Here is a 19,326-nt window from a genome sequence, read left to right as displayed (position 1 = left end):
CACACCATCGGAGCGAGCAGTGATAGAAATCTCTTTGTCTTTCACAGGCGGCCTATCGGACGACCACGAAATCGACTTGTATGACGGCGCTCAAGCGCTCGTCGGCTTTCAACGTTCGCTTGCGATCACGACACATCTGATTTTAAACGGCGAAGTTATTACGCAGGCGCCGAAACTCAAAGGCGCCACAATATTAAGTCGACCCCCAGAAGATGGTAGTTGGAAGACGACGGCAGTTATCGCAACAACAATATTTACGTTAGGAACCGCTCCAAAAGACACGCCGATCGGCCATCTAATTAGCTCGGCCTATGACTACGTTGTTTCTGAATCTCTAGGTTTTCACGTTGATTATGACAAAAGCCTGGGACAGCAGATTGAGGAGCATCGGCGCGCGAACCCTGACTCTTTGGTTCCCGCGCTGCGAGAGACCCAGTTCGATAGCGTCATTGAGAAGTGTGAAACGGCCCTCAGAGACCTTCACCGACCCATTGTATTTTCCGAAACGGCACATCAAGGACGAATTATTGAGCGGCGTGGATCTACCGAAAAGCCTATTGGCCCCCCGCTTGATTGGAACACATGGGGCTATATCGCGCACACCCATCAAACAGATACGCCCCAAATATTTGAGGGTTGGGTCAGTAGCTACAATATGAATACATTTAAAGGACGAATATACATAAATAAGGAGGGGAGACCGATCCCATTTCAGCTATCAGAGGAAGTACGAGGCGTTGTATCCGTCGGCCTTATAACATCAAGCCTAACAATGAACGCAAGGCAGCGGCTAATTGATACAGGAAAACGGTATTTTTCGGCGTTTCGGAACGAGACTTCAAATGGACGTCTTAAGAGCCTTCTTATACTTAGGATATCTGACAGTATAGATACGCTATAAATCAAAAAAGACCCGCCCGACGCGAGGTCGGACGGGTCGCTCCGCCGCCCCTCGCGGGGTCGGTGGCGGGTCGCTTGGGGCGACGGAGTGTCCTTAAGGTCCGGAGAGGCTCAGCCTTCCAGATCCTGGCCTTCGTCCGGCTCGGGCGTGCCCAGCAGTTCGTCGGCGATCTTGTTGGTCGAGGCGCGCACCGCCTTTTCGATCGAGGCGGCGATGTCGGGGTTCTGTTTAAGGAATTCGCGCACATTCTCGCGGCCCTGACCGATCCGGGTCGAGTCATAGCTGAACCAGCTGCCCGACTTCTCGATCACCCCGGCCTTGACGCCCAGGTCGATCACCTCGCCCAGTTTGGAGATGCCCTCGCCGTACATGATGTCGAAGATGACCTCGCGGAACGGCGGGGCGACCTTGTTCTTGACCACCTTGACCCGGGTGGTGTTGCCGACCACCTCGTCGCGGTTCTTGATCGCACCGGTGCGGCGGATGTCCAGGCGCACCGAGGCGTAGAATTTCAGCGCATTGCCGCCCGTCGTCGTCTCGGGGCTGCCGTACATGACCCCGATCTTGTGGCGGATCTGGTTGATGAACAGGACGATGCATTTGGACTTGGAGATGGAGGCCGTCAGCTTGCGCAGCGCCTGGCTCATCAGACGGGCCTGAAGGCCGGGCAGGCTGTCGCCCATCTCGCCCTCGATTTCGGCGCGGGGCGTCAGGGCCGCGACCGAGTCGACCACCACGATGTCCACCGCGCCGGAGCGCACCAGGGTGTCCACGATCTCCAGCGCCTGTTCCCCGGCGTCGGGCTGGGACACCAAGAGATCGTCCAGGTTCACGCCCAGCTTCTGGGCGTAGACTGGATCCAGGGCGTGTTCGGCGTCGACGAAGGCGGCGACGCCGCCCTTCTTCTGCACCTCGGCCACCGTATGCAGGGCCAGGGTGGTCTTGCCGGAGGATTCCGGGCCGAACACCTCGATCACCCGCCCGACCGGCAGGCCGCCGATGCCGAGCGCCATATCCAAGCCCAGCGAGCCGGTCGAGACGCTTTCGATCTCGGCCACCACGCCGGCCTTGCCCAGTTTCATCACCGAGCCCTTGCCGAAGGCGCGATCGATCTGGGCGATCGCCGCCTCGAGAGCCCGTTGTTTTTCGCCGTCTTCCTTACCCACCAGTTTCAAAGCCGCCTGTGCCATTGCCTTCGTCTCCCTTGCCATGATTCCCGTCAGAAGCTTGGGAGAGACCCGCCATGGACCCGCCCCCGTTTGGTGAGGCCGACTATGTGCACGGTTTGTTCCGGTTCACAAGATGTTCTCATCAGAGACCGACGAATCTCTTCGAGTCTACGTCCGTTTCTGACGCATCACTCGGCGACGACGTCCACAGCCGAAGCCGGTTCGGCATGGCGCGCAGCGAGGGACAGGCCGCAGCCCAGGATCAGCACGGCCGTCGACAGGCCCGCGAGGGTGTGACTCCAAGGGCTGTGCGTTCCCGACGGCTCCCCCCGCATCGGCGCCAGGGGCCGGACCAGGACGAGGATCAGCAGGGCGATCAGGGCCAGGGCCCAGGCCTGGCTCATGCCCACGCCCAGGAAGATGAAATGGCCCAGGCCGAACAGCCAGCCGCCGACCAGGACCGTGACCACGGCCGCCGTCGCCAGGGCCGCCCACCGCTCCAGCCGGGCGCCGATCAGGGCGGCCAGAGCCGCCGCGAAGGCCGCCGCCAGGCCGGTCCAGACGAACAGCAGGGCCGCCTCGGGGGCGATCGCCTGAACCAGGCCGCCCAGAACCAGCACCAGGACGATCGCGCCCAGCCAGCCGCCCCAGACCGTCTCGTCCTCGCCGTCCGGCCAGAGGCTTAGGGCGACGCCGACCACGGCGGCGCCGAGCACCAGATAATCGACCCCGCCCAGGACCGTCGCCAGAACGGCCGCCGCCGCGACCACCCAGGCCAGCAACCGCCGCCCGATCAGGGCCCGCCCGGCCGTCAAGGCCAGCAGGACCGCCAGCACGGCCAGACCAGCCCCCGCCTCCATCCAAGGCAGGCGACGCAGCATCATGTAATAGGTCTCGGCGGAGTCGATTCGCTCGCCGATCGGCCCCGCCAGGACCCGCGCCGCCTGGGCCGCCACCATGCCGACGCTCAGCAGCCACAGGCCGCCGGTGAAGCCCTTCACCCCCTGTCTCCAGGTCAGGCCGGTCGCATGACGCGCGCCCCAGGCGGCGAAGGCCGTGAGCCCAAGGGCCAGAGCCAGCAGGCCCCAGCCCGTCTCAGGCCCATGGCGCAGAAGCCCCAGGCCGAAGACGTCGGAATAGACCGAGTTCCGCGTCGTCTGGGGCAGGGTCGGCGCGCGCAACAGGGCGTCGGCCGTCTCCAGCGCCTGGGCGCCGATATGCTGGACGCTGCCCTGGTCGAGAGCGTCCGGCGTCGAACCGGGCGAGTGGTACTGAGCCGGGCGGCCGAGGAAGGCCAGATTGATCCCCGCCAGTCCCCGGTCGGCGGCGATGGTGAAGTCGGTGCCGTTGGGCATCAGCCGATAGACGAAGACGGCGAGCGCATTGCTGGACGGCCCGCCCTCGGCCCGCCGCGCCGCCCGGGCGTACAGATCGACCGTCTGGGCGTTTCCGGGGCCGGTCTCGAACATCAGGGCCCGACCGCCGCCGCCCCGCGCCTCCAGGTTCACCACCGCCCCGACCCGGTCGCGCAGCGGATGTTCGCTGAAGAAGGCGCGCGCCCCGTCCAGGTTCAGCTCCTCGGCGTCGGTCAGGAGGACGATCAGTCCGCGATCGGCCGGTCCCCGCGCCTTGATCGCCCGCACGGCTTCCAGAACGGCGGCCACCCCGCTGGCGTCGTCGGCCGCCCCCGGCGACCCCGGCACGCTGTCGTAATGGGCCATCAGCACCACCAGAGGCAGGCGCGGGTTCCGGCCGGGCAGGACGCCGACCAGATTGACGGCAGAGACCCCTTCGGTGGAAAGGCCGTTCCGCTCCATCCGCCGCACGGCCGCCGGAGACAGGGCGCCGGCCTGAAACCTTGGCGACAGGCCCAGTTCCGCCATCCGGCCATAGAGATAGGCCTGGACCAGGGCGTGGTCGGTCGAGCCGACCGGCCGGGGCGCCCGCGCCATCAGCCGCACGTCCTGCATCGCCCTTTCGGCGGAAAAAGCGGCGGCCGGCGCGCTCGCCGGCTGGGGTCGAGGGGTCTGGGTGGTGAGCACGGCCAGACCCAGGGCCGCCGTCAGAGCCGCCAAAAACAAGACCAGCCGCATGCGATCCATCCCCCGAAGTCTCTAGCGGCACTAAGGACCGAGGCCGTGGCGTTTCGCAAGAGCGAGACGTCAGCGCCCCGTCAGCGTCCTGTCCGGTTCCGCTCGACCCGGTTGCCGACCGCCCCATCGCCGTCGTCGGCGCTGGAACCGAAGGGATAGCCCGCGTCGTCGGCGCAATAGCGCCGGTTTCCCTGGCGCGCGCCGACCACCACCGTGCGAGGTCGCAGCCAGCCGGCGCCCGAGAAGATATTGTCCGTGATCTGATTATAGGACGGCGTCTGGTGTCGGATCACCCCGTCCTCGCCGCAGTTGCGGTACAGAAAGATCCCGCCCCGACCGCCCAGGGCGAACCGGTTGCCGATGATGCGATTGGCGCCTGACCCGTCCACGGCGATCATTTCGCGCCCGGTGCGCAGGACGAAGTCGTTGTCCTGGATCAGGGCGCCCGCGCTTTCGGCGTCCAGATAGACGGCGGTGGAGACCGAACGGCCGGTGAAGCGCGATTCCCGGACGGTCGTCCGCGTCACCCCTGGTCCGACATAGAGGGGAATGGTCCCTGTCGCCTGAAACCGCACCTGCTCCAGCACGGTCTCGGACGGAGCCGCCGCCTGGGCTGCGGTCGTGTGGTCCGGGCGGCGGGACGAGGCCAGAAGATCCCGCATCGACCCGCCCGCCCCCATGCCCCAGATGCGGATGTTGCCGACGACGGTGCAGTGGCGCACCACCGCGCCGATCGGCCGGCTCCACCCCTGCGGTGTCTGGCGCGACCAGACGGCGACGGTGGGGGATTGGGCGGTCGCCTGACCCGGCTGGCGGATCGTCCCGCCGCCGCAGTCCAGACCGGCGCCTGAGGCTTCCGCCCCCTCGATCAGGACCGGACGGGACACGTTCGCCCCCGCCAGGACGGCGCGACACAGCAGCCGATAGGGGCGGTCGGAGGGGGTAGTCAGGTCGCGCACCTCCTGCGGCGTGCACGGTCTGGCGGCGGGGCGGGCGGCGGGACGGTCGTCGATCGGCGCCAGCAAGGACAGCAGCAGGAGGCCGACCATTTCAGTCAGCGGCCGTCGCCGCCAGGGCGGCCCGTTCGGCGGCGCATCCCGGATTGGTCAGGCCAGCGGCGCGGCGCGCCTCCAGCTCTCGCCGCGCCGCCTCCGCCTCGGCCTGGAAGGCCGGCGCGGCGATGATCTGTAAGGCGACGGCCCGCCCGAGGGCCGCGCCCGCCGCGACGTCGCTGGGAGAGTTCATCGCGCAAACCATTCGGCTGACGCCGATCTGACGTCCGATGCGGCGCACCGCGCTCGCATGATCCGGCTCCAGCGCGGCCAAGACCTCGGCATAGGCCGCGCCTGCCGCCGCGCCCAGGGACGGATAGGCGGCGCTGTCGCGCATCGCCGGCGTCAGCCGTTCGCAGGCCGGGCGGTCAGGATCGTTCGACACAGGCCGGGCGCGACGCGCGCGGGCCGCGACCTGTTCGGACACGGTCCGCACATCGTGAAACGCCTTGGCCGCCATCCGATCCAGCGTCTGTGTTTCTGCATCGCCTCCCAGCCGCAGCCCCAGGGCGCAGTCGAAATGTTGCAGGGCCAGGGGCGGACGAACCTCGGCGTGGGCGGTGGCCAGCAGCCACCGATCCGACTGTTCCAAGGCCCGGAACCGGTCCGACTGGTCGCGGTCTTGGCGGTCGGCGGCCGAGCCCGCATCGGGAGCGGACGGCGCGGCCTCAGCCAATCGCGCCAAGGCCTCGGGCGACAGATAGCCGCTGTCGGCCAGGACGAAGACCGGCGCGGGGGACGGCCGCCCCCCGCCCGCACAGGCCGACAGGACAAAGGCTGTCGTCAGAACCGCCGCGAAGGAAGCGGCGAACGGCTTCACCGCCCTTCGCTCCAGCTCAGCTGCACGGAGGTCTCTCCGCCTTCGCCGGGGGCGGCGACGACGTGGATATTGGTCGCACCCGCCGGGCCGCCGGCGGCGCCATAGGCGCGGGCGTCGCCCTGGTTCATCCCCATGACCGACGAAAGCCCGGCCTGTTCGGCCCGTTCACGATAAAAGGCCACCACCTCGTCGGGACTGGCGGAGGTGCGGAAGGTGACCAGGCCGCCGTCTCCGTCGGGTCCGGTCGCCGTCGTCCCCGGCTGATCCAAGACCGCGCCGGGATAAAGGGCGGCGTAGTCGGGCGCCCCCGGGGCGGCGGGCTCAACGCCGCCGCTTGAGGCGGGGGCGGCGGTTTCGGCGTCGGGCGCGACCGCAGTATCGACCGCCGCGGCCGGCGGCGCTTCAGTCGCTGCGGGGGCGGCGCGGCCTTGGGCCGTCTGGGCCTCCTCTCGGCCGCAAGCGGCGAGCGTCAATATCAGAAAGGCGGCCGAGGCCGCCGAAAGGCGTATCATCGGGGAATCGTCCCTTGGACCCGTGGTCGAGGCGGCACCGTGGCCTAAGGATGCGGCGCCAGCAAGGCGTTCAGTCGCCGCCGCGCCCGCCCTCGACCGGATCGCCCGCCTCGCCGGTGAAACGGCGGCCGGACTCTGCGACGGCGTTCGGCTCGGCGTTCGACGGCGATTGGGGGTCCGCCTCCGCACGCCCTTCGGCCGCCAGGGCCTCATTGATGACCGCAGAGTCGGGATCCTCGTCCGAACCGCTCGCCGAGCCGCCGCGCAGCGAACCCGCCCGCGTGTCCGACCCCGAATCCGATCCGTCCAGCGCCTCGATCAGAGCGTCGCCCATCTGACCCAGATCGGGCTTTTCGCCGACGTCCTGGGCCTCGCGCGCCTCGCGGCCCTCGATCTGGGGCTCCACAGCCTTGTCTTCGGTCACGGCGCCGTCTCCTGTTCTTTTCAGAGTCCCCGCTCAAAGCCCTTTGACGCAGTTCGGGTTCCCGGCGGGTCCGCAGACGCCCCGGCCCCGCAAACGCTCCGCCCCTTGAACCGCGACCGAGGCTGCCGATCTAAGCTCCATGATCCCCTTTTCCGTTCTCGATCTCTCTCCCATCGTCGAAGGGGGCGACGCCCGTCGCGCCTTCGACGAGACCCTGGCCCTGGCCCAGGCGGCCGATCGGCTGGGCTATCAGCGGTTCTGGCTGGCCGAGCATCACAACATGCCGGGCATCGCCGCGACCGCGACCGCGATCGTCATCGGTCACGTCGCGGCGGGCACCGAGCGGATCCGGGTCGGTTCGGGCGGGGTCATGTTGCCCAATCACGCGCCCCTGGTGGTCGCCGAACAGTTCGGCACTCTGGAGACCCTCTATCCCGGCCGTATCGACCTGGGCCTGGGTCGGGCGCCCGGAACCGACGGGGCCACGGCGCGCGCCCTGCGCCGCTATTTCGAGGGGGCGGACCATTTTCCGCGCGACGTGGTCGAACTGATCCAGTGGTTCGAGCCGGCCGCCGAGAACCAGCCGGTCCGGGCCGTGCCGGGCGCGGGGCTGCGCGTGCCGATCTGGCTCCTGGGCTCCAGCCTGTTCAGCGCTCAGCTGGCGGGGCAGCTGGGCCTGCCCTACGCCTTCGCCAGCCATTTTGCGCCGGAACTTCTTCTGGAGGCCCTGGCCCTCTATCGCCGCAACTTCACTCCGTCCGACCGGCTGGCGGCCCCTCACGCCATGGCCGTGCTGAACGTCTTCGCCGCCGAGACGGACGACGAGGGGGTCCGCCTGGCCACCTCGATGCAGCAGAGTTTCGCCCGGCTTTCGACCGGCAAGCCCGGACGCCTGCCGCCGCCGGTCGATGACATCGCCGCCGTTCTGACCCCCCAGCAGATCGAGAGCGCGCGCAGCCGCCTGACCTATTCCGCCGTCGGCGGGCCAGAGACCGTCAAAAAGCAGCTGTCGGACTTCATCGCCCTGACCCAGGTGGACGAGCTGATGATCACCGGCATGATGTTCGACAAGGCCGCGCGCATCCGCAGCCTGGAGATCGTAGCCGAGGCGCGTGAACGCCTGGCGGCCTGATCTTCGGACCGCAGGACGTCAGGCGCGCAGCTTGCCGCCCTGTTTCTCGACCGCCGCCACCACCTTGGCGCTCAGGGCCTCGATCTCGGCCTCGGCCAGGGTCGCCTCGCGCGGCTGGATCACGACTTCCAGGGCGACGGACTTGAAGCCCTCGTCCACCCCCTTGCCGCGATAGACGTCGAACACCCGGACGTCGGCGATCAGCGCCTTGTCGGCGCCGGCTGCGGCCCGGACCAGATCGCCGACCGGCTTGGCCTCTTCGACCACGAAGGCGAAATCGCGGGTCAGGGGCATGAAGGCCGACAGGTCGGCGGTTCCCCGCGCCTTGCCCGACCCGTTCTTGCCTTTCTGGCCGCGCGGCTCGGGCACGGCATCCAGCACGATTTCGAAGGCCAGCATGGGCGCATCGGCGTCCAGCGCCTTCAGCACGCGCGGATGCAGCTCGCCGAACTCGACCATCACATTCTTGGGCCCCAGCTGCAGGCGGGCCGAACGGCCGGGATGCCACCAGTCGCGGTTCTGGCCCTGGACCAGTTGCAGCGAGGCGACCGGGGCGCCGATCTCTTCCAGCACGGCGGTCAGATCGGCCTTCAGGGCGAACAGGGCGTCCTCTCCAACCCCGGCCCAGTGGCGGGCGGCGTGCGGGGCGACCAGGCCTGCGACGACGGTGCGCTGATCCGCCGGCCCGTCGCCCAGATAGATGGGGCCGATCTCGAACAGGGCGGCGTCGGCGAAGCCGCGCGCGGCGTTCCTCGCCGCCGCCTGGATCAGGTTCGGCAGGGCGGAAGGCCGCATGCAGTCCAGATCGGCCGCAATCGGGTTCTCCAGCACCAGCCGTTCGTCCCCGCCGCCGAACAGGGCGGCGGTCGATTGTTTGGTGAAGGACCAGGTGACGGCCTCGGCATAGCCAAGAGCGGCAAGCGCCCGGCGCGCCGTGCGGACGCGGGCCTGGCGGGGGCTCAGCACCCCGCCGGCGGGGCGGGCGACCTCGGGCAGGGGCGTGTCGGGCAGGCGGTCGAAGCCCTCGATCCGCGCCACCTCTTCCACCAGATCCGCCCGGCCCTCGACGTCGCGCCGCCACGAGGGGGGGGTGACGATCCAGGGTTCGGCCTGACCGGCCGGGGCGGCCTGAACCAGGAAGCCGAGCTGGCCCAGGATGGTCCCGATCCGATCCGTCGGCAGATCCATGCCGCTGAGCCGCTTCACATAGGCGGGGTCGAAGGCGAAGGGCGCCGGCCCAGCCGGGGGTTCGCCGACGAAGACGATCTCGGACGGTTCGCCGCCGCACAGGTCCAGGATCAGGCGGGTGGCCAGCTCCAAGCCGGGCGTGACCGAGACCGGATCGACGCCGCGCGCGAACCGATACTGGGCGTCGGAATGGATGCCGAGCGCACGGCCCGTCTGGGCGATGACCAGGGGGTCGAACCAGGCGCTTTCCAGGAAGACGTCGGTGGTGTCGTCGTCGCAGCCGGTGCTTTCGCCGCCCATGACCCCGCCCAGGCCGATGGGGCGCTCGCCCCCGGCGTCGGCGATGACGCAGTCGGCGGCGGAGACCGCATAGGTCTTGCCGTCCAGGGCGATCAGATGCTCGGGCTCGCCGCCCTCGATATGGGCTGTCCCGGCCGAAACCTGTCCGCCCCGCACCACGATCTCGGTCCCAGACAGCTTGGCCAGGTCATAGACGTGCAGCGGGCGGGCGCGGTCGTAGGCGATCAGATTGGTCACATCGACCAGGCGGTTGATCGGGCGCAGGCCGATGGCGGTCAGGCGTTTCTGCAGCCAAGCCGGCGACGGGCCGTTCTTGACGCCCCGGATCACCCGACCGGCGAAGACCGGGCACATCTCGGGCGCGTCCAGCCGCACGCTGATCGGCGACGGGAAGCCCCCGCGCACCACGGCGATGTCGAAATGCTTCAGCTTGCCGACGCCGGCGGCGGCCAGATCGCGCGCGATCCCCGCCACGCCCAGCCAGTCGGGCCGGTTCGGCGTGACCTCGAAGTCGATGACGGGTTCGGCGCCGAACAGGCCGGCGACCGGGATTCCCACCGGGATCTCCGGCGGCAGTTCCTGAATACCGTCGCTTTCGTCGGCCAGCTCAAGCTCGGAGGCCGAGCACAGCATGCCGTTGGACACCACGCCGCGCACCGGCTTCTCGACCAGGGTGACGCCAAGACCCGGCACATAGGCGCCGATGGGGGCGTAGATGGTGGTCAGGCCCGCCCGCGCGTTCGGGGCGCCGCAGACGATCTCCTTGATCCCGTCCACCGTCTCGACCTGACAGACCTGCAGCCGGTCGGCGTTGGGGTGGCGTTCGGCCGAAATGATCCGGGCCACGGTGAAGGGCGCGAGCTTGGCGGCCGGGTCGAGCACCTCCTCGACCTCCAGCCCGGCCATGGTCATGGCCTCGGCGATCTGATGGACGTCGGCCTCGGTTTCGAGGTGATCCTTGAGCCAGGAAAGGGTGAACTTCATGCCGGAACCCCGCCCAGAACCTGCTGAATATTGGTCAGAAACTCCGGCGTCCCGGTGAAGCCGACGCGCAGGAAGCGGCAGTTGACGAAGCTGCAGTCCTGGAAGGCGACCGTGCCGGTGACCTTTTCAGGGCCGACCGGCTGAAGCAGCAGATTACGCGGGTCGCCCATGGCGTCACCCATGTTGCAGCCGTCGAAGCTGCACCCGCCGACGGCCAGCAGCACAGCCGGCCCTTCCAGAAAGCAGTCGCGGAAGGTCTTGCCTGCGATCATCGCCTCGCCGCGCTGCGCGGCCTCAATGACCAGCTGCGGCAGCCAGATATGGACGCCCTCATAGGCGGGACCGGCCCCGATCAGGGGCAGTTTCAGCGTGTCGTCTTCGATCTTCATGATTCAGCTCAGGCCCGAAGCCGGATTGGGGGCCGCAAAGGCCGAGAAGCCGTAGTGCGCCAGCCAGCGCGTATCGGCCTCGAACATGGGGCGCAGGTCGGGCACGCCGTATTTCAGCATGGCCAGCCGATCCACCCCCATGCCGAAGGCGAAGCCCTGATATTCGTCCGGGTCGATGCCGCAGTTCTTCAGCACATTAGGATGCACCATGCCGCAGCCCAGGATCTCCAGCCAGTCGTCGCCGGTGTTGAACACCAGCTTCCCGCCGGATCGGTCGCAGCGGATGTCCATCTCCGCCGACGGTTCGGTGAAGGGGAAGTGGTGCGGACGGAAGCGCGCCTGAACCGCGTCCAGCTCGAAGAAGCGGGCGATGAAGGTCTGAAGCGTGGTCTTCAGATGGCCCATATGGATGTCGCGGTCGATCACCAGACCTTCGATCTGGTGGAACATCGGCGTGTGGGTGGCGTCGGAGTCCTTACGGAAGGTGCGCCCCGGCGCGACGATGCGGATCGGCGGCTTCTGGGACATCATGGTGCGGACCTGCACCGGGCTGGTGTGGGTCCGCAGCACCTTGCGCTCCCCCGTCTCGGGGTCCGGCTTCAGGAAGAAGGTGTCGTGCATCTCCCGCGCCGGATGTTTCGGCGGGAAGTTCAGGGCGGTGAAGTTGTGGAAGTCGTCCTCGATGTCCGGGCCTTCCGCGACCGCAAAGCCCATCTCGGCGAACAGGGCGATCATCTCGTCCATCACCTGCATGGTGGGGTGAACCCCGCCCTTCCTGCGCGGCCGGGCCGGCAAGGTCAGGTCGATCCGCTCGGCCTGGAGCCGGGCGTCCAGTTCGGCCGCCTCCAGCTCGGTCTTCCTGGCCGTGATGGCGGCGGCGACGCGGTCGCGCAGGCCGTTGATCATCGGCCCCTGTTCGCGGCGTTCGTCGGGGCTCATCGCCCCCATTCCCTTCAGCAGGCCGGAGACGGAGCCGGACTTGCCCAGGGCGGCGACGCGCACCTCTTCGAGGGCGGCGACGCTCTCTGCGCCGCCGATGGCGTTGATCAGGTCGAGTTCGAGTGTGGCGAGATCGGTCATTTGGGCCGTGCCTTAGCGGGCCGGAGCCGTTTCGTCACCCTTCAAGGCGCGGTTTGCGCCCCGGCGATGGCCTGAAGTTCCGACGCCGGCGCCTTGTTGGCCGCGACGATCCAGGCGGGCGGTTCGGGCTCCCAACGAATGGCTTCGCCGTCGGTGGCCTTCCAGCGGTGCAGCCACGAGATTCCGTTGGGCCGCACATAAGTGTCCGCATGAGCATAGATCGGGTCCGCCAGCGCCTCCTCCAGGGACACGAACCGATAGCCGCGCGCCAGATAGAGGGCGTGGATCTGCGGATAATAGGCCTGGTTCAGGCTGTTGGCGTGCAGCAGCAGGACCTGGGCCGGCTCGCGCCCGCCGGTCAGTTCGGCGCTGTAGGGTTCGTAGAAGTCGAGCACCCGGGTCATATGGGCCACATAGGCCTCGCCGATCCGCCGCTTCAGCGCCGCGTCGCCCAACTGCTCGGCCTTGCGATAGACGTCGGCGAACATCCAGTCGTTGTTGTCGATGGTGACCGGCGCGACCGTATAGCCGCGCTCGGCCAGGCCGGCGGCGATGGCGTCATGCTTTTCCTGAGTCTCGCCGGTGAAGAGATAGGGGTGGCGGAACCAGCGCAGGGTCCGCCCGCGCGCCTGAAGCGCGGCCCGTGTCGTCGCAGCACCGGCGTCCACATCGGCCAGATAGGCTTCCGCCGTCGTCTGGTGGATGTTGATATGGCTGAAGCTGTGATTGCCCAGGTCGAGCCCGGCGTCCAGCCACAGGTTCAGAACCTTCGGCAGGGTCGAGGCCCGCGTCGCTTCGCACACCCGGCCGTCGTTGACGAAGGCCGTCCCATGGGTATCCAGCGGCTTGAGCATGGCCAGGAAATCCGTCGTCAACCGCATCAGCTGCGCCGGGTCGCACAGGGCCGCCGCCGGCCCCTGATAGGGCAGGTCGTCAAAGGTCACGGCCACCTTCCGATCCTGGGCGAGGGCCGGGCTGCCGAGACCGGCGACCAGGGCGAGGATCAGGCTGAAGAGGCGGCGCGTCATACCCAAAGCCTAACGCCTGTCGCCGCACGCGCAACCCCGGCTTATTTCATCAGTTTACGGAATAAATGTCGGAAAGACGCCGCGAAAGGTTCATCCACGGCAAAGCTGATATTAAAGATCGACCGCTAAGCCCGCTGATGTGGACATTGGGGGGCCGAATGCCGCTGATTGGTGACTTTGTCGAATTGATCGCGCCGGTCGCCCCGTCCACCCTGGGCGCCGAGGTGTTCGACCGTTTCCAGCGGGAACCCAACACCCTGGCGATCGCGGTGGTGGGCCAGGACGGACGGCCCTTGGGGCTGATTGAGCGAAACGCCTTCACCCTGCGGATGGCGGCGGAGTACGGCCGCGCCCTCTACGCCCGCAAGCCGGCGGCGAGTTTGATGGACCGCAACGCCCCGGTGGCCGAGGCTTCGACCAGTGCGGAGTTCTTTTTCCAGGCCTATGGGGCGGCCGAACTGGGCGCCCTGCTGGGCGGCTTCATCGTTGTGGCCGATGGCCGCTACCTGGGGGTCGGCACCGCCCTGCAGATCGTCCAGGCCGGCGCCGCCCTGCACCGCCAAAGGGCCGAGGAGATGGGCGCCCTGGCCCGCGATCTGGCCGCCGCCGAGGCCGAGGCCGTCGCCTCCAGCCGCGCCAAATCGGAATTCCTGGCCGTGATGAGCCATGAAATCCGCACCCCTCTGAACGGCGTCCTGGGCGTCGCGGCCCTGATGGAGAAGAAGCTCGAGCAGGAAGAGCTGCGGCCTTACGTCCGTACCGTCATCGATTCCGGCCAGAGCCTGCTGCGGCTGTTGACCGACGCCCTGGACATGTCTCGCGCCTCGGCCGGGATGCTGACCCTGGAGGAGGAGCCGCTGAACCTGTCGGCCGTGGCCTTCGACATCGACGCCCTGTGGCGCGCGCGCGCCGAGGAGAAGGCGCTGAGCCTGACGGTCCGCACCGAGTTCGAGGCCGGCCACTGGGTCAGAGCGGACGGCATGCGCATCAAACAATTGCTGAACAATCTGGTCGGCAACGCCCTGAAGTTCACCCAGAGCGGCGGTGTGATCGTCTCCCTGTCCAGCCACTTGACCCCCGACGGGGTCAGAGTCGAGCTGACGGTGGACGACAGCGGTCCGGGCGTGCCTGAAGCGGCGGCGGCGACCATTTTCGAACCCTTCAACACCGGCAAGGCGGGGCGCGAAGGCGCCGGCGCCGGCCTTGGTTTGGCGATCTGTCGCCAGATCGCCGAACGGATGGACGGCGGCATCGGCCTCAGCGTCTCGCCCCTGGGCGGCGCGCGCTTCCATGTCGTCCTGCCCCTGACCGCCTGCGCGGCCGAAGAGGCCGCCGCCGCCGTTCCGATGGCCGAGCCCACCGCGCACGAGACCCTGCATGTCCTCGTGGTCGACGACAACGCCGCCAACCGTTTCGTCGCCGCCAAACTGCTGGAGATGTTCAACTGCACGGTCGAACTGGCCGAGAACGGACAGGAGGCGCTGGACGCCGTCAGCAACCGCCCCTTCGACCTGGCTTTGATGGACATCAAGATGCCGGTCATGGATGGGATCGCGGCGACCCGCGCCATCCGCGCCCTGCCCGGACCGGCCGCCCGCCTGCCCATCCTGGCCCTGACGGCCAACGCCGACGAGCGCGACGAGCTGGACTATGTCGCCGCCGGCATGAACGGGGTGGCGCAAAAGCCGATTCAACCCGACGCCCTGTTGAACGCCATTCGCCTGGTCCTGGCCGAAACACAGTCGGAGGCGACGCCTGTCGAGGCGGAGGCGGCCTGACCTGAAAGGCGCCGGAAACGAAGAACGCCCGCCCCGGCGAACCGGAGCGGGCGTTGATCCTTGTCGCGAAGACCCGGCTTAGGCCAGGGCGGCGCGGACCTTGTCGGCGATCGCCTTGAAGCCGGTCGGATCGGCGGCGATGGCGGCCAGAACCTTGCGGTCCAGCTCGACGCCGGCCTTGTTCAGGCCGTTGATGAACTGGCTGTAGGTGAAGCCTTCGATACGGGCGGCGGCGTTGATGCGCTGGATCCACAGGGCGCGGAAGTTGCGCTTCTTGGCGCGGCGGTCGCGATAGGCGTATTGCCCGGCGCGGTCGACGGCGGCCTTGGCCGTACGGATCGTATTCTTGCGGCGGCCGGAGAAGCCCTTGGCCTGCTCCAGAACCTTCTTGTGCTTGGCGTGCGAAGTTACGCCACGTTTCACGCGAGCCATGTTGTCTTTCCCTTCGGGACGTCCCTAGCGCGCGCCGCGCGGCGGCTTGCTGCTTGAGGGACGATGCTGTTCAAATTCAGTGAGGATCGTCTGTACGCCGCGCCGATCAGGCGTACGGCATGTAGGACTTGATCTTCTTGGCGTCGGCGTCGGACATGGTCTCGGTGCCGCGGTTCTGACGGATGTATTTCGAGTTGTGGCTGATCAAGCGGTGACGCTTGCCCGCAACCCCGGCCTTCACCTTGCCAGTGGCCGTGAATTTGAAGCGCTTCTTGGCGCCCGACTTCGTCTTCAGTTTCGGCATTTCAGTCTCCTTGTTGGAGGGGATACCGTCCTTCGGACTGTTTGAGCCCGCCGATGAGGTGTCTCTCCAGAGTTATGAACCGCCCAGGCATGCCTGTTCGCCCGGCGGTTCGGTACGCGAAGGCGCGGCTTCTACGCGAAGACCGAGGCCAGCGCAAGATGAGTCAGGCCGGGGCTTTCACGCCGTCATCGACCTTGCGAATGACCCGCCCCGCATTCAGCGCCATCACCGCCGCCGGAACGGTCAAGAGCGCGCCGATCAGGAAGGGCCAGTCATGCCCCAGGCCGGAGAACAGGCCCCCAGCGACCATGGGGCCGAAGATGCGCGCCACCGAGCTGGAGGCCATGTTGAGCCCCAGCATGGCCCCCTGCCGATCCGGCGGCGAGGCCCGGCTGATCATGGCCGAGATATTGGGCATGGCCAGGGACATGCCGCAGGCGCCCACGGCCATGATGATCGGAACGACCCATCCCTGCACCACCGGCAGGGACAGGCCGCCCAGCTCCAGCCGGGCCGCCGGGAACCACTCGACCGGCGCCAGCACCTGAAGCACCAGCGAGGCCCCGAACAGCAGCATGCCGGTCGCCAGCACCCGCGCCTCGCCGAACCGGCGCGCCAGCCGCCCTGCCAGGAAGCCCTGATTCAGGACCGAAATCACGCCCACGATCATGAAGCTGAGCCCCACCTCCCGCGCGCCCCAGGCGTAGCGGCTTTCGGACCACAGGCCGAAGACGCTCTCCATGGCCGAGAAGCCGGCCATATAGATCAGGGTCACGACCAGAACCCGCGACACCACCGGATCGGTTTGGGCGTCCTTCAACCCCGCCAGGAAGGCCGGCCGCGCCGCCGAGGGATCGGCCTTGGCCCGGCTTTCGCGCAGAAAGACCATCACTCCGATGGCCGCCAGGGCCGCCAGGGCTGCGGCCAGGAAAATCGGCAACTGATAGCCCAGCCGCCCCAGCTGCGGCTGGGTCAGCAGTCCGCCCAGCCCCGGCCCGACGATGAAGCCCAGGCCGAAGGCCGCGCCGATCAGCCCCATCCGCCCCGCCCGCTGTTCCGGCGGGGTGACGTCGGCCACATAGCCCTGGACCGTCGAAATATTGCCCGCCCCCAGGCCGGTGAACAGCCTGACCGCGACGGCCAGCCAGATATTGGGCACGAAGGCCAGCATCAGATAGCCCAGCGCATTGGCCACAAGCGTCGCCAGCAGCACAGGTTTTCTCCCCACCCGATCCGACAGCCGCCCCCAGAAGGGTTCGGCGAAGAACTGGCCCAGGGAATAGGCCGAGAACATCAGGGTGATCTGCCAGGCCTCGGCCTTCAGGCTCTGGGCGAAGAAGGGCAGCAGCGGCACCACCAGGCCGAACCCGACCAGATTGATGAAGACCACCGCGAACAGCACCGCCAGGGCGGGCGCGCGGACGGCGGGAGGCGAAGACGGCGTCTGGCTCATGGTCAAGCCTTAGCGCGGCGCTCGCCTTTGGAGAAGCGGACGGCCGCCACCCTGGTGCGACGGGCGAAGGAAGATGAACCGCTTGCTAGTTCGGGGGATTGTTCTCTTCGAGAAAGCGGATCGTCGCCTCCAGCATCTGCAGCCGCGTCTCGGCCTGTGACAGCGAATGATCTTCTCCGTCCAGAGCGATCAGCTCCACCGGCTTGCCGGCACGGCGCAGGGCGTCGGCCATGATCGTGCTCTGTTCGTAAGGCACCACCGTGTCCCGCCGACCGTGGATCAACAGGATAGGCGCATCCACCCTGTCCGCTTGGCGCGCCGGAGAACGCTCATCGAGGGTCCGATCGCCGGAACCTGCGCCCCCCATGAAACGGTTCCAATAGCGGATGATCGGATTGCGAGATTCGGCCCCTGACCCGGACAAGCGCGTCTCGCTGGTCAACATGGCGCGAAGGTCGGAAACGCCCGCCACTGAGACGGCGCACCGATACACCCCCGGATCCAAGGTCGGCCCGGCAAGAGCGGCATAACCACCATAGCTGGCGCCGACGATGCAAACCTTTTCGGGATCGATAATTCCACGGCCGGCGAGGAAGCGCACCCCGTCGGAAAGGTCCGTCTGCATTTTCCGCCCCCACTCGCCGTAGCCCGCCTCCAAAAAGGCCTGCCCCAGACCGTCCGATCCGCGGAAGTTGGGTTGCAAAACCGCGTACCCACGCGCCGCCATCGCCTGTGCCCACCAGTCAAAACCTAGGTAATCACGCGACTGCGGACCGCCGTGTGGAAACACTATGAGCGGCAGACCGCGCGCATCCTTCCCCGGCGGCAGGGTGAGGTAGGCCGGGATCTCCAGTCCATCTGATGCGGAATATCGAATCGCCTGCTGGAAGGCGATCTGATCGCCACGGATGTCCGGATAGGCGCGCCCGACGACGCTGACGCTTCGAGCCGCCGCGTCGTAGATGTAATAGGTTCCCGCGTCACCGACTTCTCCGGCGCCCTCGCTGTAAAAAACAAACTTGGTGTAATCCGAATTGTAGGAAACGACCGTTAATTGCCGAGCCGGCAAGCCTCGGTGCATCAGATCGAAAGCGGCCTCGAGTTTAGGCTCGAAGAAGACCCACTGGCTGCTGTCGCCGCCCGCCCCGATGGCTAGCAAACGTCCCGTGCGGTCATAGATGGCTTGGTCCGCCGCTGCAGGCAGATCGGTTCTTCGCCTTCTGGAACCGTCGGCTAAACCCAACTCCAGCAGAACATTTTCGCCGTCTTCCAGCGCGCTCACCATGACGGTGTCGCCTAGCGGTCCGAAGCCCCACACGTTTGGCCCGTCCAACAGATCGGTCCTACGATAGATTTCTCGCCACCCTGAGCCTTGAGGCACGCTCAGGCGAATGCGGCCCGTCTCGGGATCGCTGGCGATGCGCAGCTTCACCTCGCCGTCGGCGCCTAGCAAATAGCCTCGCGTGTCGCGTAGTCCTGATGAGGACAGGACGCCGCGCCCCGTATCCAAGTCGATGCGATATATGTCGGGTGTCCAAGCGTTGCGCTCGGTGGTCATCGCCTGAACGTATAGAACCGGTCGCCCGCCTCGCTCGCCGCGCCAATAGTCATAGACGGCGTTGACCACGGCCCGATCCGCACTGCGCAAAGCGCGAGCGACTCGCTTTGTCCGGACATTGACGATGTCCAACTGAGGCAACAGAGATTCGCCGATGGTCAGCTGACTTTCGAACACCAAGGACCTGATGAGGACGTGATCTGGCGACGCCCACGACACGCCTACCGGCCTCCGATCACTAACGTCGATGGCGGCGAGAACCTCCCCATTCACCGTCTGTACAATCACTTCGCTGGCGCCGCCCTGACGCCGCAGATAAGCGAGCGTCGAACCGTCATCGGAAAGACTGACCCTGCTTATGGCTGGGAGAGCGGCATAAGCGGCGATCGATGGAGCAGGTGGATGCTGGGCGTGCGCAGCTCCTCCGGCCAGCAGAACGACCATCGAGAAAGCGGCTGCAAGACCGCTGCGAAAAGCTGAAAAATTCAACGACGCCCCCCAGCAAACTACCGGTTGTTCTCGCACCTGTCTTTCCCCCACTCAAGAGGCATTCGGCTTGCGGCGGGGCGAACCCCCTGTGGAGACGCCTCGGCGATAAGAACGACTGGCCGGGTCCAGGCGACCCTCGACAGGGGCAGGCCTTAAGAGGGACCGGCACATCAAGGCTAAGACGCGCCGAACTCACAGCAAGAAGCCCCGGCCGTCTCCAGCCGGGGCTTCTCAATCTGC

At 67.3% G+C, this 19,326-nt stretch carries 17 protein-coding genes; 3 read left to right on the top strand and 14 right to left on the bottom strand.

All coding sequences use genetic code 11. From position 1 onward, the window contains the following. Positions 1-19 precede the first annotated feature (19 nt). Positions 20-901 carry a DUF7946 domain-containing protein gene (locus GGQ93_RS14985; RefSeq protein ID WP_183218101.1) on the top strand — a complete coding sequence of 294 codons (882 nt, stop codon included), beginning with the start codon at positions 20-22 and terminating at the stop codon, positions 899-901. Between the two features lie 110 nt (positions 902-1,011). Here GGQ93_RS14985 and recA read toward each other — a convergent pair whose 3' ends face one another. From recA to GGQ93_RS16340, 6 genes are all read right to left on the bottom strand, one after another. Next, on the bottom strand, positions 1,012-2,091 hold the full coding sequence (gene recA, locus GGQ93_RS14980; protein ID WP_054764091.1) for a recombinase RecA: 1,080 nt from the start codon (positions 2,089-2,091) through the stop codon (positions 1,012-1,014). 167 nt (positions 2,092-2,258) lie between these two features. Continuing rightward, positions 2,259-4,163: a M20/M25/M40 family metallo-hydrolase gene (locus GGQ93_RS14975; protein WP_183218099.1), complete on the bottom strand. Its 1,905-nt coding sequence runs from the start codon at positions 4,161-4,163 to the stop codon at positions 2,259-2,261. An 80-nt stretch (positions 4,164-4,243) separates the two neighbouring features. Continuing rightward, the gene (locus GGQ93_RS14970) at positions 4,244-5,212 is read right to left on the bottom strand and encodes a right-handed parallel beta-helix repeat-containing protein (protein WP_183218096.1); all 969 of its coding nucleotides are present in this window, start codon (positions 5,210-5,212) and stop codon (positions 4,244-4,246) included. Position 5,213: 1 nt separating this feature from the next. Beyond that, positions 5,214-6,035: a phosphatase PAP2 family protein gene (locus GGQ93_RS14965; RefSeq protein ID WP_183218094.1), complete on the bottom strand. Its 822-nt coding sequence runs from the start codon at positions 6,033-6,035 to the stop codon at positions 5,214-5,216. Then, on the bottom strand, positions 6,032-6,547 hold the full coding sequence (locus tag GGQ93_RS14960) for a hypothetical protein (protein ID WP_183218091.1): 516 nt from the start codon (positions 6,545-6,547) through the stop codon (positions 6,032-6,034). The genes GGQ93_RS14965 and GGQ93_RS14960 overlap by 4 nt, the downstream gene beginning before the upstream one ends. A 70-nt stretch (positions 6,548-6,617) precedes the next feature. Next, positions 6,618-6,971 carry a ribonuclease gene (locus tag GGQ93_RS16340; RefSeq protein ID WP_224764346.1) on the bottom strand — a complete coding sequence of 118 codons (354 nt, stop codon included), beginning with the start codon at positions 6,969-6,971 and terminating at the stop codon, positions 6,618-6,620. A gap of 139 nt (positions 6,972-7,110) precedes the next feature. Here GGQ93_RS16340 and GGQ93_RS14950 point away from each other — a divergent pair, with 139 nt between their 5' ends. Continuing rightward, positions 7,111-8,103, top strand: coding sequence for an LLM class flavin-dependent oxidoreductase (locus GGQ93_RS14950; RefSeq protein WP_183218089.1), 993 nt, complete (start codon positions 7,111-7,113; stop codon positions 8,101-8,103). Between the two features lie 18 nt (positions 8,104-8,121). Here GGQ93_RS14950 and pheT read toward each other — a convergent pair whose 3' ends face one another. Genes pheT through GGQ93_RS14930 form a run of 4 tightly spaced genes read right to left on the bottom strand, consistent with a single transcriptional unit; the run spans position 8,122 to position 13,072 of the window. After that, positions 8,122-10,575, bottom strand: a complete 2,454-nt coding sequence (gene pheT / locus GGQ93_RS14945; protein WP_183218086.1) for a phenylalanine--tRNA ligase subunit beta — start codon at positions 10,573-10,575, stop codon at positions 8,122-8,124. Beyond that, positions 10,572-10,964 (bottom strand): hypothetical protein, encoded by a 393-nt coding sequence (locus GGQ93_RS14940; RefSeq protein WP_221233743.1) that lies wholly within the window; start codon positions 10,962-10,964, stop codon positions 10,572-10,574. The genes pheT and GGQ93_RS14940 overlap by 4 nt, the downstream gene beginning before the upstream one ends. A gap of 3 nt (positions 10,965-10,967) precedes the next feature. Further along, positions 10,968-12,044, bottom strand: a complete 1,077-nt coding sequence (pheS, locus tag GGQ93_RS14935; RefSeq protein ID WP_183218084.1) for a phenylalanine--tRNA ligase subunit alpha — start codon at positions 12,042-12,044, stop codon at positions 10,968-10,970. A gap of 41 nt (positions 12,045-12,085) precedes the next feature. After that, positions 12,086-13,072, bottom strand: a complete 987-nt coding sequence (locus GGQ93_RS14930) for a polysaccharide deacetylase family protein (RefSeq protein ID WP_183218082.1) — start codon at positions 13,070-13,072, stop codon at positions 12,086-12,088. Positions 13,073-13,230: 158 nt separating this feature from the next. Between GGQ93_RS14930 and GGQ93_RS14925 the strand changes: the two genes are divergently transcribed. After that, positions 13,231-14,850, top strand: coding sequence for a response regulator (locus GGQ93_RS14925; RefSeq protein ID WP_183218080.1), 1,620 nt, complete (start codon positions 13,231-13,233; stop codon positions 14,848-14,850). A gap of 78 nt (positions 14,851-14,928) precedes the next feature. Here the strand turns inward: GGQ93_RS14925 and rplT are convergent, their stop codons facing one another. The 4 genes from rplT to GGQ93_RS14905 form a co-directional block, all read right to left on the bottom strand. After that, positions 14,929-15,282, bottom strand: a complete 354-nt coding sequence (gene rplT / locus GGQ93_RS14920) for a 50S ribosomal protein L20 (RefSeq protein WP_054764100.1) — start codon at positions 15,280-15,282, stop codon at positions 14,929-14,931. A 106-nt stretch (positions 15,283-15,388) separates the two neighbouring features. Next, positions 15,389-15,586, bottom strand: coding sequence for a 50S ribosomal protein L35 (gene rpmI / locus GGQ93_RS14915; protein ID WP_054766748.1), 198 nt, complete (start codon positions 15,584-15,586; stop codon positions 15,389-15,391). Between the two features lie 163 nt (positions 15,587-15,749). Further along, complete coding sequence (locus GGQ93_RS14910) at positions 15,750-17,039, bottom strand: MFS transporter (protein ID WP_183218077.1); 1,290 nt, start codon at positions 17,037-17,039, stop codon at positions 15,750-15,752. A gap of 85 nt (positions 17,040-17,124) precedes the next feature. Next, a complete protein-coding gene (locus GGQ93_RS14905; RefSeq protein WP_183218075.1) occupies positions 17,125-19,086 on the bottom strand; it encodes an alpha/beta hydrolase family protein in 1,962 nt (653 codons plus the stop codon). Positions 19,087-19,326: the final 240 nt, after the last annotated feature.

This window comes from Brevundimonas aurantiaca (assembly GCF_014199955.1).
Classification (GTDB): domain Bacteria; phylum Pseudomonadota; class Alphaproteobacteria; order Caulobacterales; family Caulobacteraceae; genus Brevundimonas; species Brevundimonas aurantiaca.
This window is presented reverse-complemented; position numbering and strand designations above follow the sequence as displayed.

What these genes read in the sequence shown, in the direction of transcription:
- GGQ93_RS14930 (WP_183218082.1), bottom strand. Translation starts at nt 13,072, where the DNA reads ATGACGCGCCGCCTCTTCAGCCTGATCCTCGCCCTGGTCGCCGGTCTC.
- pheS (WP_183218084.1), bottom strand. Translation starts at nt 12,044, where the DNA reads ATGACCGATCTCGCCACACTCGAACTCGACCTGATCAACGCCATCGGC.
- GGQ93_RS14960 (WP_183218091.1), bottom strand. Translation starts at nt 6,547, where the DNA reads ATGATACGCCTTTCGGCGGCCTCGGCCGCCTTTCTGATATTGACGCTC.
- rpmI (WP_054766748.1), bottom strand. Translation starts at nt 15,586, where the DNA reads ATGCCGAAACTGAAGACGAAGTCGGGCGCCAAGAAGCGCTTCAAATTC.
- GGQ93_RS14910 (WP_183218077.1), bottom strand. Translation starts at nt 17,039, where the DNA reads ATGAGCCAGACGCCGTCTTCGCCTCCCGCCGTCCGCGCGCCCGCCCTG.
- GGQ93_RS14940 (WP_221233743.1), bottom strand. Translation starts at nt 10,964, where the DNA reads ATGAAGATCGAAGACGACACGCTGAAACTGCCCCTGATCGGGGCCGGT.
- GGQ93_RS14975 (WP_183218099.1), bottom strand. Translation starts at nt 4,163, where the DNA reads ATGCGGCTGGTCTTGTTTTTGGCGGCTCTGACGGCGGCCCTGGGTCTG.
- rplT (WP_054764100.1), bottom strand. Translation starts at nt 15,282, where the DNA reads ATGGCTCGCGTGAAACGTGGCGTAACTTCGCACGCCAAGCACAAGAAG.
- GGQ93_RS14970 (WP_183218096.1), bottom strand. Translation starts at nt 5,212, where the DNA reads ATGGTCGGCCTCCTGCTGCTGTCCTTGCTGGCGCCGATCGACGACCGT.
- GGQ93_RS14925 (WP_183218080.1), top strand. Translation starts at nt 13,231, where the DNA reads ATGCCGCTGATTGGTGACTTTGTCGAATTGATCGCGCCGGTCGCCCCG.
- GGQ93_RS14950 (WP_183218089.1), top strand. Translation starts at nt 7,111, where the DNA reads ATGATCCCCTTTTCCGTTCTCGATCTCTCTCCCATCGTCGAAGGGGGC.
- recA (WP_054764091.1), bottom strand. Translation starts at nt 2,091, where the DNA reads ATGGCACAGGCGGCTTTGAAACTGGTGGGTAAGGAAGACGGCGAAAAA.
- pheT (WP_183218086.1), bottom strand. Translation starts at nt 10,575, where the DNA reads ATGAAGTTCACCCTTTCCTGGCTCAAGGATCACCTCGAAACCGAGGCC.